The sequence below is a fragment of the Kamptonema formosum PCC 10802 genome (assembly GCF_000332335.1).
Classification (GTDB): Bacteria; Cyanobacteriota; Cyanobacteriia; order Cyanobacteriales; family Oscillatoriaceae; genus Oscillatoria.
Map to the genome: position 1 here is coordinate 1,678,102 of NZ_KB235948.1, position 19,002 is coordinate 1,697,103.

At 55.4% G+C, this 19,002-nt stretch carries 11 protein-coding genes; 9 read left to right on the forward strand and 2 right to left on the reverse strand.

Going from position 1 to position 19,002, the window contains the following annotated elements; translation table 11 throughout:
• The first annotated feature begins 545 nt into the window (after positions 1-545).
• The 7 genes from OSC10802_RS0107195 (at position 546) to OSC10802_RS0107235 (ending at position 11,261) form a co-directional block, all read left to right on the forward strand.
• A complete protein-coding gene (locus tag OSC10802_RS0107195) occupies positions 546-1,292 on the forward strand; it encodes a DUF928 domain-containing protein (RefSeq protein WP_026098242.1) in 747 nt (248 codons plus the stop codon).
• Positions 1,293-1,347: 55 nt separating this feature from the next.
• Positions 1,348-3,597, forward strand: a complete 2,250-nt coding sequence (locus OSC10802_RS0107200; protein ID WP_017716115.1) for a CHASE2 domain-containing protein — start codon at positions 1,348-1,350, stop codon at positions 3,595-3,597.
• A gap of 2 nt (positions 3,598-3,599) precedes the next feature.
• Positions 3,600-4,559 carry an MBL fold metallo-hydrolase gene (locus OSC10802_RS0107205; protein ID WP_232731637.1) on the forward strand — a complete coding sequence of 320 codons (960 nt, stop codon included), beginning with the start codon at positions 3,600-3,602 and terminating at the stop codon, positions 4,557-4,559.
• A gap of 87 nt (positions 4,560-4,646) precedes the next feature.
• Positions 4,647-5,351, forward strand: coding sequence for a Crp/Fnr family transcriptional regulator (locus tag OSC10802_RS44085; protein ID WP_017716117.1), 705 nt, complete (start codon positions 4,647-4,649; stop codon positions 5,349-5,351).
• A 185-nt stretch (positions 5,352-5,536) separates the two neighbouring features.
• Complete coding sequence (locus tag OSC10802_RS0107220; protein WP_017716119.1) at positions 5,537-8,125, forward strand: CHAT domain-containing protein; 2,589 nt, start codon at positions 5,537-5,539, stop codon at positions 8,123-8,125.
• Positions 8,126-8,288: 163 nt separating this feature from the next.
• On the forward strand, positions 8,289-10,769 hold the full coding sequence (locus tag OSC10802_RS39055) for a two-partner secretion domain-containing protein (RefSeq protein WP_017716121.1): 2,481 nt from the start codon (positions 8,289-8,291) through the stop codon (positions 10,767-10,769).
• A gap of 309 nt (positions 10,770-11,078) precedes the next feature.
• Positions 11,079-11,261 carry a hypothetical protein gene (locus OSC10802_RS0107235; RefSeq protein ID WP_026098243.1) on the forward strand — a complete coding sequence of 61 codons (183 nt, stop codon included), beginning with the start codon at positions 11,079-11,081 and terminating at the stop codon, positions 11,259-11,261.
• Between the two features lie 434 nt (positions 11,262-11,695).
• Here OSC10802_RS0107235 and OSC10802_RS0107240 read toward each other — a convergent pair whose 3' ends face one another.
• Positions 11,696-11,980, reverse strand: coding sequence for an NfeD family protein (locus OSC10802_RS0107240; RefSeq protein ID WP_017716123.1), 285 nt, complete (start codon positions 11,978-11,980; stop codon positions 11,696-11,698).
• Between the two features lie 102 nt (positions 11,981-12,082).
• Here OSC10802_RS0107240 and OSC10802_RS49075 point away from each other — a divergent pair, with 102 nt between their 5' ends.
• Entirely contained in the window at positions 12,083-12,310 is a 228-nt protein-coding gene (locus OSC10802_RS49075; RefSeq protein ID WP_155967432.1) for a hypothetical protein, read from the forward strand.
• A 1,046-nt stretch (positions 12,311-13,356) separates the two neighbouring features.
• Here the strand turns inward: OSC10802_RS49075 and OSC10802_RS49080 are convergent.
• Positions 13,357-13,596, reverse strand: a complete 240-nt coding sequence (locus OSC10802_RS49080) for a hypothetical protein (protein ID WP_155967433.1) — start codon at positions 13,594-13,596, stop codon at positions 13,357-13,359.
• Between the two features lie 432 nt (positions 13,597-14,028).
• Here OSC10802_RS49080 and gltB point away from each other — a divergent pair, with 432 nt between their 5' ends.
• On the forward strand, positions 14,029-18,630 hold the full coding sequence (gltB, locus tag OSC10802_RS0107260) for a glutamate synthase large subunit (RefSeq protein WP_017716126.1): 4,602 nt from the start codon (positions 14,029-14,031) through the stop codon (positions 18,628-18,630).
• The last annotated feature ends 372 nt before the right edge of the window (positions 18,631-19,002 follow it).

Here is a 19,002-nt window from a genome sequence, read left to right on the forward strand (position 1 = left end):
GACGCTCGGTTGTGCACCCCACCTCCCGGGGGAAGACAGGGCCTTCTCAATAATTAACGTCAAGTCACAATTTCAGAGTTCCTTATTGAGAAAATTCTCGGGTTTTATATTTTTTAATAAAAATTTTAAACTATTTACGTTACGAGAAGTGATGTTCTGGCAAGGAGTTGAGGGATTTGTCCTCTCAAAAGGGGTGGTGTGGGGCAATGGCAGTGGGATTATAACGTAATTTTGAATAAATTGTGGGTCGGAAGTAAGGCGGGCAAAATATCTCTTGGGACTTGAGGGCAAGATTCATGTTGCCCGCAGACTTGTACAAATTTGTTTGGGGTGCGGGAGCGGGAAGCTATTTACAGGCAAGGCAGAGTTGGAGTAGAGTGAATACAGGTTAGCTTCTATCTGAGGTATGTTAGAAGTGTGACGCCTGATACCTCGAACGGCAGAGGCGCGAGTGCCTTGAGCCGCGCTGCCCGCTCTGCTGTCCAGTGCGGGGGTTGCGTTACCACCAGGCAGCCTATAATTGACTTAAAGGAGATATACCGATTATGGTTTGGCTAAAATCTCTTCAGTCTATGGGAATACTTGCCGGCGTGCTAGCGCCGGCGCTTGTAAGTGTGGCTAGCTTGCCACCCCAACTGCAGGCAGAGTATCGCCCTGACGGGAGAATCAGTCTGGAATTCCCGCCGGCGGCAGATCGGGGGGCACCGGCGCGAACAGCCGGCGGAGGAGTGAGAGGGGAGAACTGTATGGAGCAGGGGGCAACGCCTCTGACGGCACTGATGCCGGGCAATAATGTCTGGACAACAGTGGTGGCCAATCCGACACTTTTTGTGTACGTTCCCAAAACGAATGCCAAGGAAGCGGAATTTTCTGTGCTAGACGCCCAAGGGAAAGACGTATATCTGGAAAAAGTGAAACTGACGGGCGAGGCGGGAGTGGTGAAAGTGACCATGCCGGAAAGCGCAGAGCTGAAAACTGGCAAGGACTATACCTGGAGCTTCTCGATAGTTTGCAATGCGCAAGAAAGAAGCGGTGATATTTATGTCAGGGGAGTGCTCCAGCGCACGGAACTGAGTGCCGGCCTGAAGAGCGAGCTAGAGAAGGCAGCGCCCTTGGAGCAGGCCCAAATATATGCCAAGGCTCAGGTGTGGAACGAGACGCTGGCGCTCTTGGCTCAGTTGCGCAATTCCTCCCCACAGGAATGGGAGCAGCTGCTCAAGTCAGTGGGGCTAGAGGCAATCGCCCAAGCACCTTTTATTGGTGTGAGTGCGGCGGAGTTGCTGCCGAGATGAATGAACTGCAGGTTAATTCATTCCCGTCGGTGTCCTTTAATGTGGGCAATCTTTGATGTGGGCAACCTTAAAGCAGCCTCTTTGGCAGTGGCGCGGCGTGTGGATTACCGCCCCGGTGGTGGCGGGACTGGTAATCCTGCTGCGCTTTGCCGGTTTATTGCAGTCTTGGGAGTGGGCGGTGTTCGACCAGTACATGCGCCTGCGACCGCTAGAGCCCAGGGACGACCGGATCGCGATCGTCGGGATTGATGAAGCTTCCGTGCGCGAGCTCGGGCAGGCGATTATCCCGGATGGTGTCTACGCCGAGCTGATCGAGAAGCTGAAAGCCCGGCAGCCCTTGGCCATTGGTCTGGACATCTATCGCGACCAGCCGGTACAGCCCGGTCACAGGGAGTTGGTCAGGGTATTTGAATCGACTCCGAATCTGGTTGGCATCCAGAAAGTGGTTGGGGATAGCGAGCGCTCGACAATTGCCCCGCCGCCGGCGCTAAAGGCCAAAAATCAAGTCGGTGCCAATGACCTGATCTTTGATGCCGATAAAAAAGTGCGCCGGGGCCTGATTTACGTTAAGGCTCGCAATGGGGAGACGGTTTACAGCTGTGGGCTGTATCTGGCTTTGCTGTATCTGGAAAAACTTGGCATTGGCCCCCAAAAAATAGAGGGGACGCAGAATTGGCAGCTGGGCAAGACAGTGTTTGTCCCCTTTGAAGCCGATGACGGCGGCTATGTGCGAGCGGATGCCAATGGATTCCAGATATTAATGAACTACCGGGGACCGAGCCGGTACTTCGAGACAGTCTCGATCGCAGATATACTCAAAGACCGGGTGCCGGCAGGCTGGGGGCGCGACCGCATCATACTAATCGGTGCGGTGGGCGAGAGCTTCCAGGATTTGGTCTTCACCCCTTACAGCAGCAGTTTGGTGGGCCTGCCCGAGCGCATGGCTGGGGTAGAAGTGCACGCCAATCTCGCCAGCCAGATCCTCAGCGCGGCCCTGGACGGTCGCACCCCAATCAAAAGTTGGTCGGAGCCTGCCGAGTGGCTGTGGGTATTGCTGTGGAGCTCAGTGGGAGCCACCCTGACTTGGGCAGTGCGATATAAAGGTGGAGTCAAAAAGTTCTCAATGTCTCGGGCGGCGGCTCCTTTTCTGGCAGGCGGCGCTTTGGTGGCTGGAAGCTTTGGGGCTTTTTTGTGGGGCTGGTGGATACCTGTGGTGCCGCCGTTAGTGGCCCTATTTGGATCTGTGGCAGTCGTCACGCGCTACATTGCCGAAACCGCCGGCGATATTCGCAAAACCTTCGGGCGCTACCTGAGTGACGAAATCGTCGCCACTTTGCTGGAAAATCCGGAAGGGCTGAAACTGGGCGGCGAGCGGCGGAAAATCACCATATTCACCTCGGATTTAAGAGGGTTCACTGCCACATCCGAAAGACTGCCCCCTGAAGAAGTCGTGAAAATCCTCAACTTCTATCTGGAGCGCATGGCGGATGTCATCACCCAGTACCGGGGCACCATTGATGAGTTCATGGGCGATGGGATTTTGGTGCTGTTTGGTGCCCCCATTCCCAGAGAAGACGACGCCGAAAGAGCGGTGGCTTGCGGGGTGGCCATGCAGCTGGCGCTCGTCTCAGTGAACGAACAAATGAAGCGGTGGGGCTTGCCGCCTCTAGAAATGGGCATCGGCATCAACACCGGCGAAGTCGTCGTCGGGAATATCGGCTCGGAGAAACGCACCAAGTACGGCATTGTGGGCAGCCAGGTGAACCTGACTTACCGCATCGAATCTTACACAACAGGTGGCCAAATTTACATTTCAGAACCGACCTTAAAAGAAGCCGGCCCAATCGTGGAAATCAGGGGGCAAAAGCAGGTGCAGCCAAAAGGGGTTAAAGAGCCTATCACCATCTATGATGTAGGGGGGATTGGCGGGAAACACAACTTGTTCCTCCCTCAAGAAGAAGAGGAGTTTTTTCCCCTTTCGGACAAAATATCGCTACAATATGTGGGACTGGATGGGAAACACGTTGGCAGTACCATGTTCAGGGGAAGTATAGTTAAGCTGTCGGCGAAGGGCGCTGCGGTGCTCTCCCACAAGGGTGGGGAGGAGGTGCCGGAACCCCTGACCAATATAAAGCTCAACCTGTTAAGCGCCGAAGACCCCGCACAACCCAGCGAAGATGTCTATGCCAAGGTTCTGGATGTGCCGGTGGAGAATGGAAGTTTTTATATTCGTTTCACCGCCAAACCGCCCGCTGTACAAGCTCGGCTGGAAGCTGTCTACAAATCCCTGGCGGCGAAAAGCTAGTTTTGGCCCCAGTCGCATTGGCGCAGGACAGGCGTCTCGCCTGTCCCCTGGACAGAGCGGCGGCGCAGGACAGCGTCTCGCCTGTCCCTCCGTATTGGATGGGACAGGCTCGCTCACCTCTATCAACAAGTGACAACTCACAACTGACAAGAACGATGAAATTAATTTTTTTAGGTTCGGGGTCAGCTTTCACGATAGGAGCAGACAATTTTCAATCGAATATGCTCTTGGTCAGCGACCGGGGGAAAAAACTTTTGATTGACTGCGGTTCGGATATCCGATTTTCTTTGCATGCGGCGGGCTTTTCCCATCCTGACATCACGGATATTTACATCAGCCACTTGCATGCGGATCATGCAGGGGGACTTGAATACATCGGGTTCAGTACGAAATTTGACCCGAGATGCAACCGGCCCAATCTCTATCTGAGCAAAGATTTAGCGAGCGATCTGTGGGACAGGACTTTATCCGGAGGCATGCGGTCTATTGAAGGGGATATTGCTGATTTAGAAACTTTTTTTGAGGTTCACTCAATAGGCAGGAACGGGCATTTCAGCTGGGAAGGAGTAGAATTTAACCTGGTAAAGGTGGTTCACGTTAATAATGGATATTTTATCATGCCGGCTTACGGGCTATTTTTTGAAGTGAGCGGGGTGAAAGTCCTGTTGACGACGGACACGCAGCTGTGTTTAGATGAACTGGGTGAATATTACGAGCGAGCGGATATGATTTTCCAAGATTGCGAAACCTCCCGATTCCCCAGCAGCATTCACGCCCACTACCAAAAATTGCTGGCCCTGCCAGAAAAAATCCGAAATAAAATGTGGCTGTACCATTACCAGCCGGGGGCACTTCCTGATGCCAAGAAAGATGGATTTTGCGGGTTTGTGAAGCGAGGCCAGACGTTTGAACTGTCAGAATTTCTCCTGAGTTCAGACCGGCAGCTAGCAGTTCAGGCATAGACAGGGCGAGCCCAACTCTGTCACGAAACGCGAGCCGTCAGGGGCAAATCATTTTCAATAGTAGAACGTAAAAAACCGCCAACAAAGATGAACGACCCAATCAGCTTAATCCGAAATTTCCTGCTCTCCGACAAAGAATTAATGGAGAGCGCGATGGAAACGGTGGAGCTATCAGACGGTCAGGTGCTTTTCCATCGGGGTGATATCGGCGACGCATTTTATCTCATCCAAACAGGGCAGATCCGGATTTTCACCCTCGATCAGGAGGGAAAGGAAATCACGCTCAACACCCTGTCAGCCGGTGAAACTTTAGGTGAGCTGGCACTTGTGGACGCTCAACCCCGCTCGGCTAGCGCCAGTTCTGTCGGTTGCAGCAGCCTGCTGCGGCTCAACCGGGACGACTTCCTGCGGCGAATACACAACTCTCCCATCTTAACTAACTGCATTATCCAACTCCTGAGCGGACGGGCTCGCCACATGACCGAATACATCGAGCGCCTGGGACACTGGGCGCGGATGATTATCGATGGGCAATACAATCAAGTCATCAAGGCGATCGAGGAAGTAGATCCCAAAGGAGATCGGGCGCTGGCTGCTGTGGCCGGCTCCATCGGACAGATGGTGAAAGCCGTGCAGGAACGGGAGGAAAATCTGCGCAAAGAAGTCGTTCAACTCCGCATCGAGATTGACGAAGAAAAGCGGAAGCGACAGGTGGACGAGATTGTGAACAATGAGGCGTTCGATAAAATGCTCCAGCTCGCCAAACAGCGGCGCAAATCAAATCCGACATGAGCCGGCACAGGCGGGGGACCGGCGGGGGGACAGGCGGGACGCCTGTCCTACGTCTGGACTCCTAGGAATTTTGGATTTTGGATGCCAGGATTTTGGATTCAAAGAGATGGCAGTAAAGCCCTTTCAAAAATATAAAAAAAGACGGTGTGTCCAACTTTGTGTCAGGAGAGGAAAAAGGAAAACGCATGAAAAATTGGCAGGGTTTAATTATCTATTTGGGGATTTTCACCGGCTTTCTGGGCGGCGGCAGCGTGCTGTCAAGCCCGACCAATTCCCACCGGCAGCCCGATCCTGCCAGCGCTCCCCTTCCCCATCTAGAATCGAAGGCAGCAGAGCAACAGGCGCAGCAACTCTATGAAGCTGGACAGTATGCAGAAGCGAGCCGGCTGCTGCAGCAGATAGCCGCAGATAGCGCCGCCAAAGGGGATGAACTCGGTCAGGCGATGGCGCTGAGGAACCTGTCTTTAGTTTACCAAAAAACCGGACAGTTGCCGGCTGCCAAGCAGGCGATTGCAGACAGTCTGAACCTCCTGCAAAAAACCGGATCGAGCCGGCAGCGCACGAGACTTCTAGCCCTAACATTAGAAAGCCAGGGGCAGTTGCAACTGTCTCTCGGCCAGCCGGAAGACGCCCTGGACACCTGGAAACAAGCCGGCGCAACCTACAGAGAAATCGGCGACAGCACCGGCGTCACGAGAAGCCGGCTAAACCAGGCTCAAGCCCTGCAAGCCTTAGCGCTGTACACTCAGGCTGTCAAAACCCTGAAAGAAATTAAAAACACCCTACAGGATGAGCCAGATTCTCTCCTGAAAGCCGGCGCACTGCAAAGCTTGGGGGAGGCGCTGCGCGTCGTGGGTGACTTGAATCAGTCGCGGGAAGTTTTGCAGAAAAGTTTGGCAATAGCGGAAAAATTGCAGGCGCGTCAGGCAATAGCCGCCACACTCCTCAGTTCGGGAAACACAGCGAGAGCGCAGCATAAACCCGAAGAAGCCGTAGATTTATATCAGCGCTCACTAAAGGAATCTCCCTCACTCAATACGAAGATTGAGGCGCAACTGAACCTGCTGAGCCTCTCAGTCAGCCAGAAGAAATGGTCAGACGCTCAACTCTTAGTACCGCAAATTCAGTCGGATCTGAGAAATTTGCCCCCCAGCCAGACCGCCATCTACGCCCGCATTAATCTGGCGAGCAGCTTGCTGAAGTATCAAGCCGGAAATCTTAGCGCTAAAAATTTTCAGACTTCCAACTTTAAGCCGGAGATATCCCAGCTGCTAGCCACTGCAGTGCAGCAGGCTCGCAGCACAGGAGATAAAAGGGCAGAATCTTACGCTTTGGGAAATTTGGGGGGGCTGTACGAACAGAACCAGCAGTGGGGAGATGCCAGAAAACTGACTGAGAGCGCCCTACTTTTGGCGCAAGCCATCAGTGCGGCGGATATTGCCTATCAGTGGCAGTGGCAGCTGGGACGGATTCTCAACGTGCAGGGACAGCGAAAAGCCGCCATCGCAAGCTATAATTCCGCAGTCAGCACCCTGCAGTCTCTGCGCAGCGATTTAGTGGCGATTAGCTCAGACGTGCAGTTTTCCTTTCGAGAGAATGTCGAGCCGGTGTACCGGGAGCTAGTCGGCTTGCTGCTGCAACCGGGAACCAATATAACGCAAGCCGATCTGGTGCGCGCTAGGAAAGTTATTGAATCGCTACAGCTGGCTGAGCTAGATAACTTCTTTCGCGATGCCTGTTTGGATAGCAAGCCGGCTCAAATCGACCAAATTGACCCAACTGCGGCTGTTTTCTATACGATTATTCTCAAAGATCGCCTGGAAGTGATTGTGGCACTTGGCGGGAAACTGCGCCACCACAGCATCCCTTTACCGCAGGAGGAAGTGGAAGCGGAGATCGGCAACTTGCGGGAGGCTGCAACAATTCCCCGGCTGCGATTTTCCATCCAGCGCTTTTTAGAACCCTCGCAAAAAGTCTACGACTGGTTAATCCGCCCAGTCGAAGCCGACTTGGCCGCCAGTGGGGTGCAAACCCTGGTGTTTGTGCTAGACGGATCTCTGCGAAATCTCCCCCTCGCTTCCCTTCACGACGGAAAGCAGTATCTCGCCGAAAAGTATAGCGTCGCCATCGCCCCCGGTTTGCAACTGCTAGACCCGAAACCTCTGGCGCGACAGCAGCTGAAGATTCTCTCTGCCGGTTTGACTGAAGGCGTCCAGGGCTTTTCGCCACTTCCTAACGTAGAGCTGGAATTGCAGCGCATCAAAGCTGAGGCTCCCACTGAGGTGCTCCTGAATCAGTCCTTCACTAAATCCAACTTCCAGGCTACCGTCAAATCCGCAGCTTTCCCAGTGGTTCACTTAGCCACTCACGGCGAATTCAGTTCGGAAGCGAAAAATACATTTATTCTCACCTGGGACGGGCGGATTAACGCCAGCGACCTAGACGATCTGCTGCGTTCCGATACCGGAAAGAATCGCTCTATTGAATTGCTCGTCCTCAGCGCTTGCAAAACGGCTGCTGGTGATAAGCGGGCGGCTTTGGGGCTGGCGGGGGTGGCCGTGCGGGCGGGGGCGCGAAGCACCCTGGCATCTCTGTGGTATGTTAGCGATGAAGCCACTTCCTTGCTGATGACTCGATTCTACGAGGAGTTAGCCAAAGGAAATGTGGGGAAGTCGGAAGCCCTCCGCCGCGCCCAACAGGCTCTTTTGCACGACAGCAAGTTCTCTCACCCCTATTTCTGGTCAGCTTTTGTGCTGGTAGGAAATTGGCTGTAATTGAGGATATCATTTATAAAGAAAAAGTGAAGCTACAAGAAACCGGGTTTCTTGTGCTGGAGCAAAAAACCCGGTTCCTGGCCCGCATTCAGGGTTAACAATTCTTTTATAAATCAGCTCTCAGTTGGGCACTCTCACCCTTGACAAAAGACAGGGGATAACCATGAAGCCATTGTGCCAATATATCAGGGTAACAGCCGGCATCGCCCTTTCGTGGCTGGCTGCCATTTCCTCAGCCAAAGCCCAAATTGTCCCGGATGCGACGCTGCCCAATCATTCCGCAGTCGGGGTAGAGGGACAAATTCACCGGATTGCCGGCGGCACGACTGCCGGCACCAACCTGTTCCACAGCTTCAGGGAGTTTTCCGTCCTCACCGGCACCTCCGCCCACTTCGACAGCGCCCCCGACATTCAAAACATCCTCACCCGCGTCACCGGCGGGTCAGTTTCCCACATCGACGGGCTGATTCGGGCCAATGGCACCGCCAACCTGTTCCTGATTAATCCAAATGGCATCATATTTGGCCCCAATGCCAGGCTGGACATCGGCGGGTCATTTGTCGGCAGCACCGCCCTCGGCATCAGATTTGCCGACGGCAGAGAATTTAGCGCCACCGGCACCCAAACCTCACCCCTGCTCACCGTCAGCGTGCCTGCCGGCTTGCAGTTCGGGCCCGGTGCGGAGGCCATTGAAGTGCGAGGGCGGGGCAACCAAGTGGTCTCCGATCCGGAAACTTATGCCACTGTCGGGGTGGCGGGAGAAGGTCTTGCCGTTGCTGCCGGCCAAACTCTGGCGCTCGTTGGCGGTCAGGTGGCCCTTGCTGGCGGAAATCTGACGGCAGAGGGAGGAAGAGTTGAGCTCGGGAGTGTGGCAGAGGGGGTGGTGGCGCTCACCCCAACCAGCCCGGGCTATTCGCTCAGCTATTCAGGCGCGGGGAATTTCCAGGATATCCGCCTCTCGGGAGCATCTGCGATCAATATCAGCGGTCAAGCCGGTGGCAGTGTCGGGTTGCGGGGGCGGCGCGTCACCTTCACCGGCGGTTCCGCGATTTTGGCGAACACCTCCGGAGCGGGAAGCGGGGGAACCGTCACCGTCACCGCTTCCGAGCTAGTGGAATTGAGTGGCACAAACCCTCTGGATGGTAACAGCAGCCTTTGGATTGCAGAGACGAGGGGTGCTGGATCGGGCGGTGACATCACCGTTACTGCGGGACGATTGATACTTCGAGATGGGGCGCAGCTTTCATCTGGCACTTTTAGCGCCGGCAGGGCGGGAAATATTACGGTAGCCGCCTCTGAATCCGTGGAATTGACTGGCGCATCTGCCAGCAGTGGGTTGAGCAGCGGCTTGTACACTCAGGCTGCTGCCGGTACTGGCGCTGCTGGCACTTTGACGATTAACACTCGCACGCTGAGTGTCCGGGATGGGGCGCAAGTCTCCAGTGCGACATTAGATCGAGGTAGTGGGGGAAATCTTACCGTCAATGCTTCTGACTGGGTGGAACTGACTGGCATAGCTGATGGTGGGTTCCCCAGTCTTTTGTCGAATGGAAGTTTTGGCAGTGGGGATGCGGGAGTTTTGACGGTTAACACACGGCGGCTGACTGTCCGGGATGGGGCGCAGATATTTAGTGCTACTTTTGGCTCCGCTCGAGGGGGAAATATTGCAGTGAGCGCCTCTGAGTCTGTGGAACTGATTGGTGGAGCGGCTTCTAATCGCACCGGCTTGCTTGCAAGTGCGGTCGAAGGTACTGGAGATGGGGGCAACTTGACGGTTGTCACCGGCAAATTAACTGTCCGGGATGGGGCGCTGGTCAGTGCGAGTAATTTCCACAGCCGCAACCTGCTTCCGCCCGGGTCGGGGGCGGCTGGCAACATTCAAGTTGTGGCGAACTCTGTCGAGCTTGATGGCGGAGGAACGCTCACAGCGTCAGCTAATGCCGGAGATAAGGGAAATATTACTCTTCAAGCTGGGAACATCCAGTTGCGTCGGGGCAGCGCTATCACTACTAACGCCTCGGGCCCAGCTACAGGGGGCAATATCGCTATCACCACAGACACCTTGGCAGCTCTGGAAAATAGCGATATCACCGCCAACGCTCAACAGAACTTTGGCGGGAGAGTCAGCATCAGCGCTCAAGGCATCTTTGGCACCGAGTACCGCCAGCAACTCTCTCCCGCCAGTGACATCACTGCCACCTCCGCACTGGGAGCCCAGTTCAGTGGGACGGTGCAAATTACTGCCCCTGATGTTGACCCCGGCGCTGGGTTGGTTGCTCTGTCAGAAAATTTTGTCGATTTGGCAGGTTTGATCGCCGAGAATTTCTGCCACCTTGCGGCACAGGGGAGTTCTTTCACACTGATTGGCAGGGGGGGCTTGCCGGCGAATCCCAGTGAGCCGCTCACCAGTGCGCCGGTGGCGGTCGAGTGGGCGGCGCGGGAAGAGTGGGATCGCGGTCGCTCTGGAACTCCGTCGCGGCGGGCCATTTCATCCCCAATCCCAACTCAAAAATCCAAAATCCCAAATCAGATTCTGGAAGCTACGGGCTGGACAGTCGCCCCTGATGGCACAGTCATCCTTACTGCTAGCGCACCTCAAGTTACCCCCTCGGGTCCCCGATTCACCCCCCCAGGCTGCCGGTAGCTTACAGCCCCTGTCAGGAGAGCATTTGCATTCCCGTAGAGCGGGGAAATTCAGCAGCGGAGAGAACAAATATAGCGTTTCTCAGATCAGTGAGGTACTGAGAAACCCGGTTTCTGCAAGAAACCGGGTTTCTGGGCCTTAGTTCATCCAGCTGAGAGCCGCTCTAAATGTGTCCGAGATCACAACTGGCAGTTTGATTGAAGGAGCGTTTGCCAACCCCTCACTACATGGGCCTGCACTAGAAAAAATTTACAAAATTTTATACTCTCATCCTCCGAGGAAGGTAGACAGATGAAATGGGAGAGTGCTATGATTAACAAAATTTGTGTAATAGGAAAAAAAATGACAAAAAACAAACACAAACCAGAAAAAGATTCCCCAAAGGATAAAGAGCAACAAGCAAAGGACAATATCCCTCTGGACCCTCCAGTTGTGATCCAACGCCTCACGCCAAATTCAACAGGAGCGGGCATACGGCAAATAGGAGGGTGACGTCCCTGTTCGCGGTTCGCGAGCGCGGATATACCATATTTTTCCCCTCCCTCGCACAATTGTGTCCGGTTCACCCCGACAAATTTTTCTGTCACCTCTTCCATGTGCGGGGGGTTCGATACCGGTCCCCGGTGTTTTGAGAAGTGTCAGCCAGTATTGCAGCACACAGTTAGGGGCAGGGACAGGCGAGACGCCTGTCCTACGTCCGTTCCCTAAATGGCTGCTGCTATAATATCCTATCCCCTGCCGCCGCTGTTTCTTTGGTAGGGGCGGGTTTAGAAATGTCCTGTGACACTGCCAGATATCTCGGGTGAACAGGCCCCTATTTTTTCCTGCCAGTATTTGTGGGTCACTGCCGGCAATGAATAGAGTGGGGTGCGCAACACCAGCGCACTGTTTGCAGTTGGGCTCATGCCCTGCCGCGAGTCTCTACCCTAAAAATCACCGAGGGGTTCAACGAGCAGGGTGATGCCCTTAATTCCCACCACGCGCACGGTTTCTTCTGGAAAGATAACCACTTCCCTGTCACACAAGGCCGGCCACCAACTGCCCTGAAACTGCACCCGCCCTTTCCTGTAAGGCCCTTGGATCGTTTCATCAACTCGGGCTTTCTCTTGCCGGCTGTTTATCAAATCCTTGAGATTGAGCTTAGGGTTGCCCTTGCTGCCGGATTGGCTGGGGAGAGTTTTTGCACCAAATAAGCCAAAATAATTAAACATATACTTTTAATTTATCGGTCGCGAGTAGAAGACTTCTGATGGATTAGTTTCTAGGGAGATTCGCAGGGGCGGGCTCACCCGAGATATCTACCCGAGATATCTGTGGGAAGCTTTCGGGGAAGGCGGCGTGCGGGCGTGCGGTGGAAACCCTACTGGGAGCGGCTGAGCGAGACTTTGGGGGAGGGCGGCGGTGAATTCCATCTGGGTAATTTTGAACTCTATGATTTAACTGTAGGAACTTCCCCAGAATGCTGTTTCGGCGTGAGTGTCACTATCCGATCTGACCGGCATACCCTACTCTTCGTCCCAGCGCTAACCCTTGCTGAGTGAGAATTTCTGGCGGCAGCCTCGTTTTTCCGAGTGGACAGTTTGGCTGCCGGTAGTCCCTGGCCCACGGCTGCGGCGGGGACGGGCTGCCGGTGGGCCGGTGATACGGTGCGACCCGGTTTCTTAAAGAAACCGGGTTTCAGGGGCGTTAATTTGGGCCATTCGCCCCCGCTCACCTCTGACCCGTCCACCGCCCAGACTGACGCCGCAATTGTTTCTGCTGTTTATCTCTTGTCAAAAACAACAGATTGAGGTATAATAGAGCGCCTTTCCAGAATTGGCTGGCTGTTGCTTGTCTCTGAATGTTTCCTGGGGGCTGTTTGTCTGTTCATGTTTCTCAATTATCTGGGTCGCCCCGCACGCACCGGCAGGCTGGAGTGCGTCAGCCACATCCGCTCAACTCAGCAATTTGTTGGGAAGTTTTCCCCTCACCCATCAAGAATATCCCTAGCACTGCTTGCCTGAAGTGCCGGCACTCCTGTGAGTGCAAAGATTTTGGCAACCGCTGTTTGTGTTCCTGACGCAGGAATGTAGGTTATTACGGATTATCAAACGGTAAATGTAGTTATTATATTTTTAATATTATGCAACTTATGCGCAAATACAGGGCAGGGTGTGGCAGGTCCCGGACCGGTTTAATCTGCTTTTTGGAGAAAGGAGGCAGAGCCCCCACAGCTGCGTTGCCAGGCAGAGCCTGGGAACCAGGGAAGCGACCGGCCTGAGCCAGAGGGCGAAAAGACCGAGCTCCCGCCGGCGGCTGGCAATCCTGTGGGAGTCGGAGGCCCTTCTAAAAATATGCATTTAACTCGCTATGTAAAAACTGTTTATTTTTTAAATAAAGCTGGCAAAAATATTGAATTATTCATTCAATAGAGAAGCAGCGAGTTGAGAGCCCAGCACTTTGGAAAATAGGCTTTTTGGGAACCGTCCTGAGACGGGGGACCCTTACTTCCTATGCAGAATCGGCATCGATCCGTTGAGAAAAGCGCGAGGGAGCGAGTTCAGGGATAGGCTGCGCCCAGTACCGATTAAGCGAGCCTCCTGTGTTACTAACTTTTGTAAACTTCTGCGAGAGTAGATAAAATTTTCCTTAAGATACAAGCCGGCAAGGCTGCCTCGGTAGAAAATACAGGCAAGCTAGAAATAACAGCTATCCACCGGCTAATCGCACCCTCCGCCGCGAGCGCTTCCGAATAAGTAAATGGCCCTAAGCGGGCGTCTCGCGGAGCGACAAACCGATATACCTCAGGGGGCGGTTCCACCGGCACGCCTACCGCCCCGCCAGCCACGGAGACAGCCCACCGGCGTCAGATGACCAAAAGCTCCAGCCCGTTTATTACATCTAATTTAGAACCAGCACAGCTCGTCAGCATGAGAAGACGAAACTCAGTAACTCGATTGCTGTTCCCCGTTCCAGGCGGCGCAGCAGGTATATTTGCTCCCCTTACAGCGGTCGCTCAACGGGGCTCGGAGGGGTGATAGCACAAGGACCGGCACTGAGAAAAAGACAGCAGGCGCAAAGCCCCCGGGCTCGCCCCTGCTGGCAGCAAAGTGCCCGCCGCTGCCAGGAAACAGCTATTGTATAAACCTTCTACAAAACTTTCGATCGCGCCCCCTTTGAACGCGAGTGAAGAGGCAGGATTTGTTTGGCAAATCTTGCTCGACAAACCTTTCAGCCGCTGTGTTGCGGCTCGTCGCACAGCCACTTTAACACTATCAAAATGAACAGCAACAAAATGCCACAAAAACAGGGCCTATACGATCCCCAGTTCGAGCACGACGCCTGCGGTGTCGGCTTCATCGTGCACATGAAAGGAAACAAGTCGCACGAGATCGTAGAGCAGGCGCTGACGGTACTCGTGAATCTCGACCACCGGGGCGCGTGCGGTGCGGAAAAGAACACCGGCGACGGTGCGGGCATTTTAATGCAAGTGCCGCACAAGTTCCTGAAAAAGGCTACCGCCGCCCTGAACATCGAGCTGCCAGAACCGGGCCAGTATGGGGTCGGTGCCCTCTACTCCTCCCCCGATCCAGCGGCACGCGAGCGAGGGCGGCAGCTGTTTGAAAAAATCGCCGCAGAAGAAGGCCAGCAAGTGATCGGCTGGCGCAACGTGCCAACCGACAACTCGGATCTGGGCAACACGGCAAAATCCAGCGAACCATTCATGCAGCAGGTGTTTGTAAAACGGGCTGCAGATATCGCTGACGACAAGGCGTTCGAGCGCAAGCTGTACGTCATCCGCAAACGGGCTGAAGCCGAAATCCACAGGGCGCAGGTAGACCCGTCCTGGTACGCCTCTAGCCTCTCGTGCCGCACACTGGTTTACAAAGGCATGCTGATGCCGGAGCAGGTGGGGCACTACTATCGGGACCTGCAAGATCCGGATATGGAAAGCGCTCTGGCGCTGGTGCACTCCCGTTTCAGCACCAACACCTTCCCCAGTTGGGAGCGCTCACACCCCTATCGCTACATCGCCCACAACGGCGAAATCAACACCCTGCGCGGCAACATCAACTGGATGTACGCGCGGCAGTCGCTGTTCGAGTCAGAACTGTTCGGCGACGACATCAACAAAATCCAGCCGGTGATCGACCTGGAAGGCAGCGACTCAGCCATTTTCGACAACGCCCTGGAAATGCTGGTGCTGGCGGGCCGGTCACTGCCCCACGCAGTGATGATGATGATCCCCGAACCGTGGGCAGCCCACGAGTCGATGAGCGACGAGAAAAAAGCCTTCTACGAATACCACTCCTGCCTGATGGAACCGTGGGACGGACCAGCCTCGATCGCCTTCACCGATGGCACGACAATTGGTGCCGTGCTCGACCGCAACGGGTTGCGCCCGTCGCGCTACTACGTCACCAAAGACGACCTGGTAATTATGGCCTCCGAAGCGGGCGTGCTGCCGGTGGAGCCAGAGCGAGTGGCCCTGAAAGGCCGGCTGCAACCGGGGCGCATGTTCCTAGTCAACATGGAAGAAGGGCGGATCGTCGCCGACGAAGAAATCAAAAACAAAATTGTCAGCGAGCACCCCTACCGCGAGTGGATCGACCAGCACATGGTTGAGCTGGCGCAGCTCAAAGATGCGCCGCAATCGGTGGAACTCGACTACAACCTCGACCTGACCACCACCATCCAGCGCCAGATCGCCTTCGGTTACACCTTCGAGGAACTGCGCCTGCTGCTGACTCCGATGGCGCGCGATGGCGTGGAAGCCGTTGGCTCAATGGGGGCGGATACGCCGCTCGCCGTCCTCTCGGACCGGCCCAAACTCCTTTACGAATATTTCCAGCAGCTGTTCGCCCAGGTCACCAACCCGCCGATCGATTCCATCCGCGAGGAAATCATCACCTCCCCAGAAACGACAATCGGATCTGAGCGCAACTTGCTCAAACCCGAACCGGAAAGCTGCCATCTGATCGAGCTGAAAACGCCGGTGCTGACCAACGAAGAGCTGGCGAAGCTCAAGCACGTCAGCGAGGGCGGCTTCAAATCCGTCACTATCCCGATTTTGTTCAACCCCAAAGAGGGTGTGAGCGGTTTGGAAACAGTGATGGATGACATTTGCCAGCAGGCGTCCCGCGCCATCGAGGCCGGTGCCAACATCATCATCCTTTCCGATCGCGGCATCAGCAAAGACAAAGCACCGGTACCGGCGCTGCTGGCGGTTGCCGGCTTGCACCACCACCTGATCCGCCAAGGCACGCGCACGCGGGTTGGCCTCGTCCTGGAGTCCGGCGAACCGCGCGAAGTGCACCACTACGCCACACTGATCGGCTACGGTTGCGGTGCGATCAACCCCTATGTCGCCTTCGAGACGATTGACGACATGATCCAGCAGGGCTTGCTGGTCAACATTGACCACAAGACCGCTTGCAAGAACTACATCAAAGCCGTCACCAAGGGATCGATCAAAGTAGCCTCCAAGATTGGCATCTCCACCCTGCAAAGCTATCGCGGGGCCCAGATTTTTGAGGCGATTGGCCTCAACAAGTCGGTGATCGACAAATACTTCACCTGGACTGCATCCCGGATCGAGGGCGCGGATCTGGAAGTGATCGCCAAGGAGGCGATTTTGCGGCACAGCCACGCTTTCCCGGAACGCGAGGTCAATGGCCACACCCTGGATGCCGGCGGCGAATACCAGTGGCGCAAGGACGGCGAGGCGCACCTGTTCAGCCCGGAAACTATCCACAACCTGCAAAAGGCGGTGCGCGAGGGCCGGTACGATCTTTACAAGAAATACGCGGCGCTGGTAAACGAGCAGAACCAGAAGTTCTTTACGCTGCGCGGTTTGCTGGAATTTAAGGATCGCGAGCCGGTGCCGGTTGAGGAAGTTGAGCCGGTGGAGGCGATTGTCAAGCGCTTTAAGACCGGCGCGATGAGCTATGGGTCGATCTCGAAAGAAGCCCACGAAACGCTGGCTGTGGCGATGAACCGCTTGGGCGGCAAATCGAACACCGGCGAAGGCGGGGAAGATCCGGAACGCTACACCTGGACAAATGAGCGCGGCGACTCCAAGAACAGCGCCATCAAACAGGTGGCTTCGGGTCGTTTTGGCGTCACCAGCCTCTACCTGTCGAAGGCGAAGGAAATCCAGATCAAGATGGCCCAGGGGGCGAAGCCCGGTGAGGGCGGCCAGCTGCCCGGGGGTAAGGTGTATCCTTGGATTGCTAAGGTGCGCCACTCGACGCCGGGTGTGGGTCTGATTTCGCCGCCGCCTCACCACGACATCTACTCGATTGAGGATTTGGCTGAGCTGATCCACGATTTGAAGAATGCCAACCGCAATGCCCGGATCAGTGTGAAGCTGGTGTCGGAGGTGGGTGTGGGCACGATTGCTGCCGGTGTGGCGAAAGCGCACGCGGATGTTGTGCTGATTTCTGGCTTTGATGGGGGCACCGGCGCGTCGCCGCAGACTTCGATTAAGCACGCGGGGCTGCCTTGGGAGCTCGGTTTGGCGGAAACGCACCAAACGCTGGTGCTGAATAACCTGCGCTCGCGGATTGCGGTGGAAACTGACGGCCAGCTGAAGACGGGCCGCGACGTGGCCATTGCGGCGCTGCTGGGTGCTGAGGAGTTCGGTTTTTCGACTGCGCCGCTGGTGTCGATGGGCTGCATTATGATGCGGGTGTGCCATTTGAATACTTGCCCTGCCGGTGTGGCCACGCAGAATCCGGAGTTGCGGAAGAATTTTGTTGGCGAACCCGAGCATGTGGAGAACTTTATGAAGTTCGTGGCGCACGAGCTCCGGGAAATTATGGCGCAGCTCGGTTTCCGCAAGCTGGAGGAAATGGTGGGGCGCACAGATGTGCTGGAACCGAAGAAGGCGGTGGCGCACTGGAAGGCCAAGGGGATTGACCTGTCGAAGATTCTCTACCAGCCGGCAGTTGGGCCAGAAGTGGGCCGGTACTGCCAGATCCCGCAGGATCACGGGTTGGAGAAGTCGGTGGATATGAAGGTGCTGCTGGATTTGTGCGCACCGGCAATTGAGCGGGGCGAAAAGGTGAAGGCGACGCTGCCGATTAAGAATGTGAACCGGGTTGTGGGCACGATTCTGGGCAATGAAATTACCAAGCGCCACGCTGCAGGTTTGCCGGAAGATACGGTGCACCTGCATTTCCAAGGGAGTGCCGGTCAGAGTTTCGGGGCGTTTGTGCCGAAGGGTGTGACGCTGGAACTGGAAGGCGACGCGAATGACTACTTGGGTAAGGGGTTGAGCGGCGGCAAGATTGTGCTGTATCCGCCGGCGGGCTCGACTTTTGTGCCTGAGGAAAATATCATTGCCGGCAATGTGGCGTTCTATGGGGCGACAGGCGGGGAGGCTTATATCCGGGGTATGGCCGGTGAGCGTTTCTGCGTGCGCAATTCCGGCGTCAAGGCGGTTGTGGAAGCTGTGGGCGATCACGGTTGCGAGTACATGACCGGCGGCAAAGTTGTGGTGCTTGGCCATGCTGGGCGCAACTTCGCGGCGGGGATGAGTGGCGGTGTCGCCTACATTCTCGATGAGAAGGGCGATTTTGCGACGCGCTGCAATAAGTCTATGGTGGGGCTGGAAACCCTGGAAGAGACTGAGGAGATTGCGGAAGTTCGCGAGATGATCCAGAAGCACGCGGAGTACACGAAGAGCGATAAGGCGGCTCAAGTCCTGGCCAACTGGGAGGAGATGGTGCCGAAGTTCGTCAAGGTGATACCGAAGGATTACAAGCGGGTGCTGCAGGCGCTCAAGAAAGCCCAGGAATCTGGGTTGAGTGGCGATGATGCGCTGGCGGCGGCGTTTGAGCAAAATGCCCGCGACGTGGCGCGGATCGGTGGCGGCTGATTTTTCTGGGGGGGGAACCTCTCCCCCCCTGCCTTCTCCCCGTGAATGGGGAGGGGGGGATAGCGGAATTCATCCAAAGTAACTCGTAGGGTGCGTTCCCTCTTAGGGAACGCACCCTACCTCTGGCGAAACATGGAAAATGTTTAATTAACAATTTGGAGATTAATTAGCAAATTCTCTACGCCCCGATGATTAATGTTGAGCAAAGTACGTTAATTGAATGATCAATCTGGCTAGCAGGATAGGGGCTATCCAGTAAGGGCTGTTGGGGTGCCGGTGTGCCGGCTGACCGGCACCCGGGCGATGCAAAATCTCGGAAGCTTTTTAGACCACTTGTAAGACCCTATCAGGGAGGGCAAAGTATTGAACCCA

Excerpts from the sequence above, each read along its gene's own strand:
- OSC10802_RS0107195 (WP_026098242.1), top strand. The coding sequence starts at position 546 with ATGGTTTGGCTAAAATCTCTTCAGTCTATGGGAATACTTGCCGGCGTG.
- OSC10802_RS0107200 (WP_017716115.1), top strand. The coding sequence starts at position 1,348 with ATGTGGGCAACCTTAAAGCAGCCTCTTTGGCAGTGGCGCGGCGTGTGG.
- OSC10802_RS44085 (WP_017716117.1), top strand. The coding sequence starts at position 4,647 with ATGAACGACCCAATCAGCTTAATCCGAAATTTCCTGCTCTCCGACAAA.
- OSC10802_RS0107220 (WP_017716119.1), top strand. The coding sequence starts at position 5,537 with ATGAAAAATTGGCAGGGTTTAATTATCTATTTGGGGATTTTCACCGGC.
- OSC10802_RS39055 (WP_017716121.1), top strand. The coding sequence starts at position 8,289 with ATGAAGCCATTGTGCCAATATATCAGGGTAACAGCCGGCATCGCCCTT.
- OSC10802_RS0107235 (WP_026098243.1), top strand. The coding sequence starts at position 11,079 with ATGATTAACAAAATTTGTGTAATAGGAAAAAAAATGACAAAAAACAAA.
- OSC10802_RS0107240 (WP_017716123.1), bottom strand. The coding sequence starts at position 11,980 with ATGTTTAATTATTTTGGCTTATTTGGTGCAAAAACTCTCCCCAGCCAA.
- gltB (WP_017716126.1), top strand. The coding sequence starts at position 14,029 with ATGAACAGCAACAAAATGCCACAAAAACAGGGCCTATACGATCCCCAG.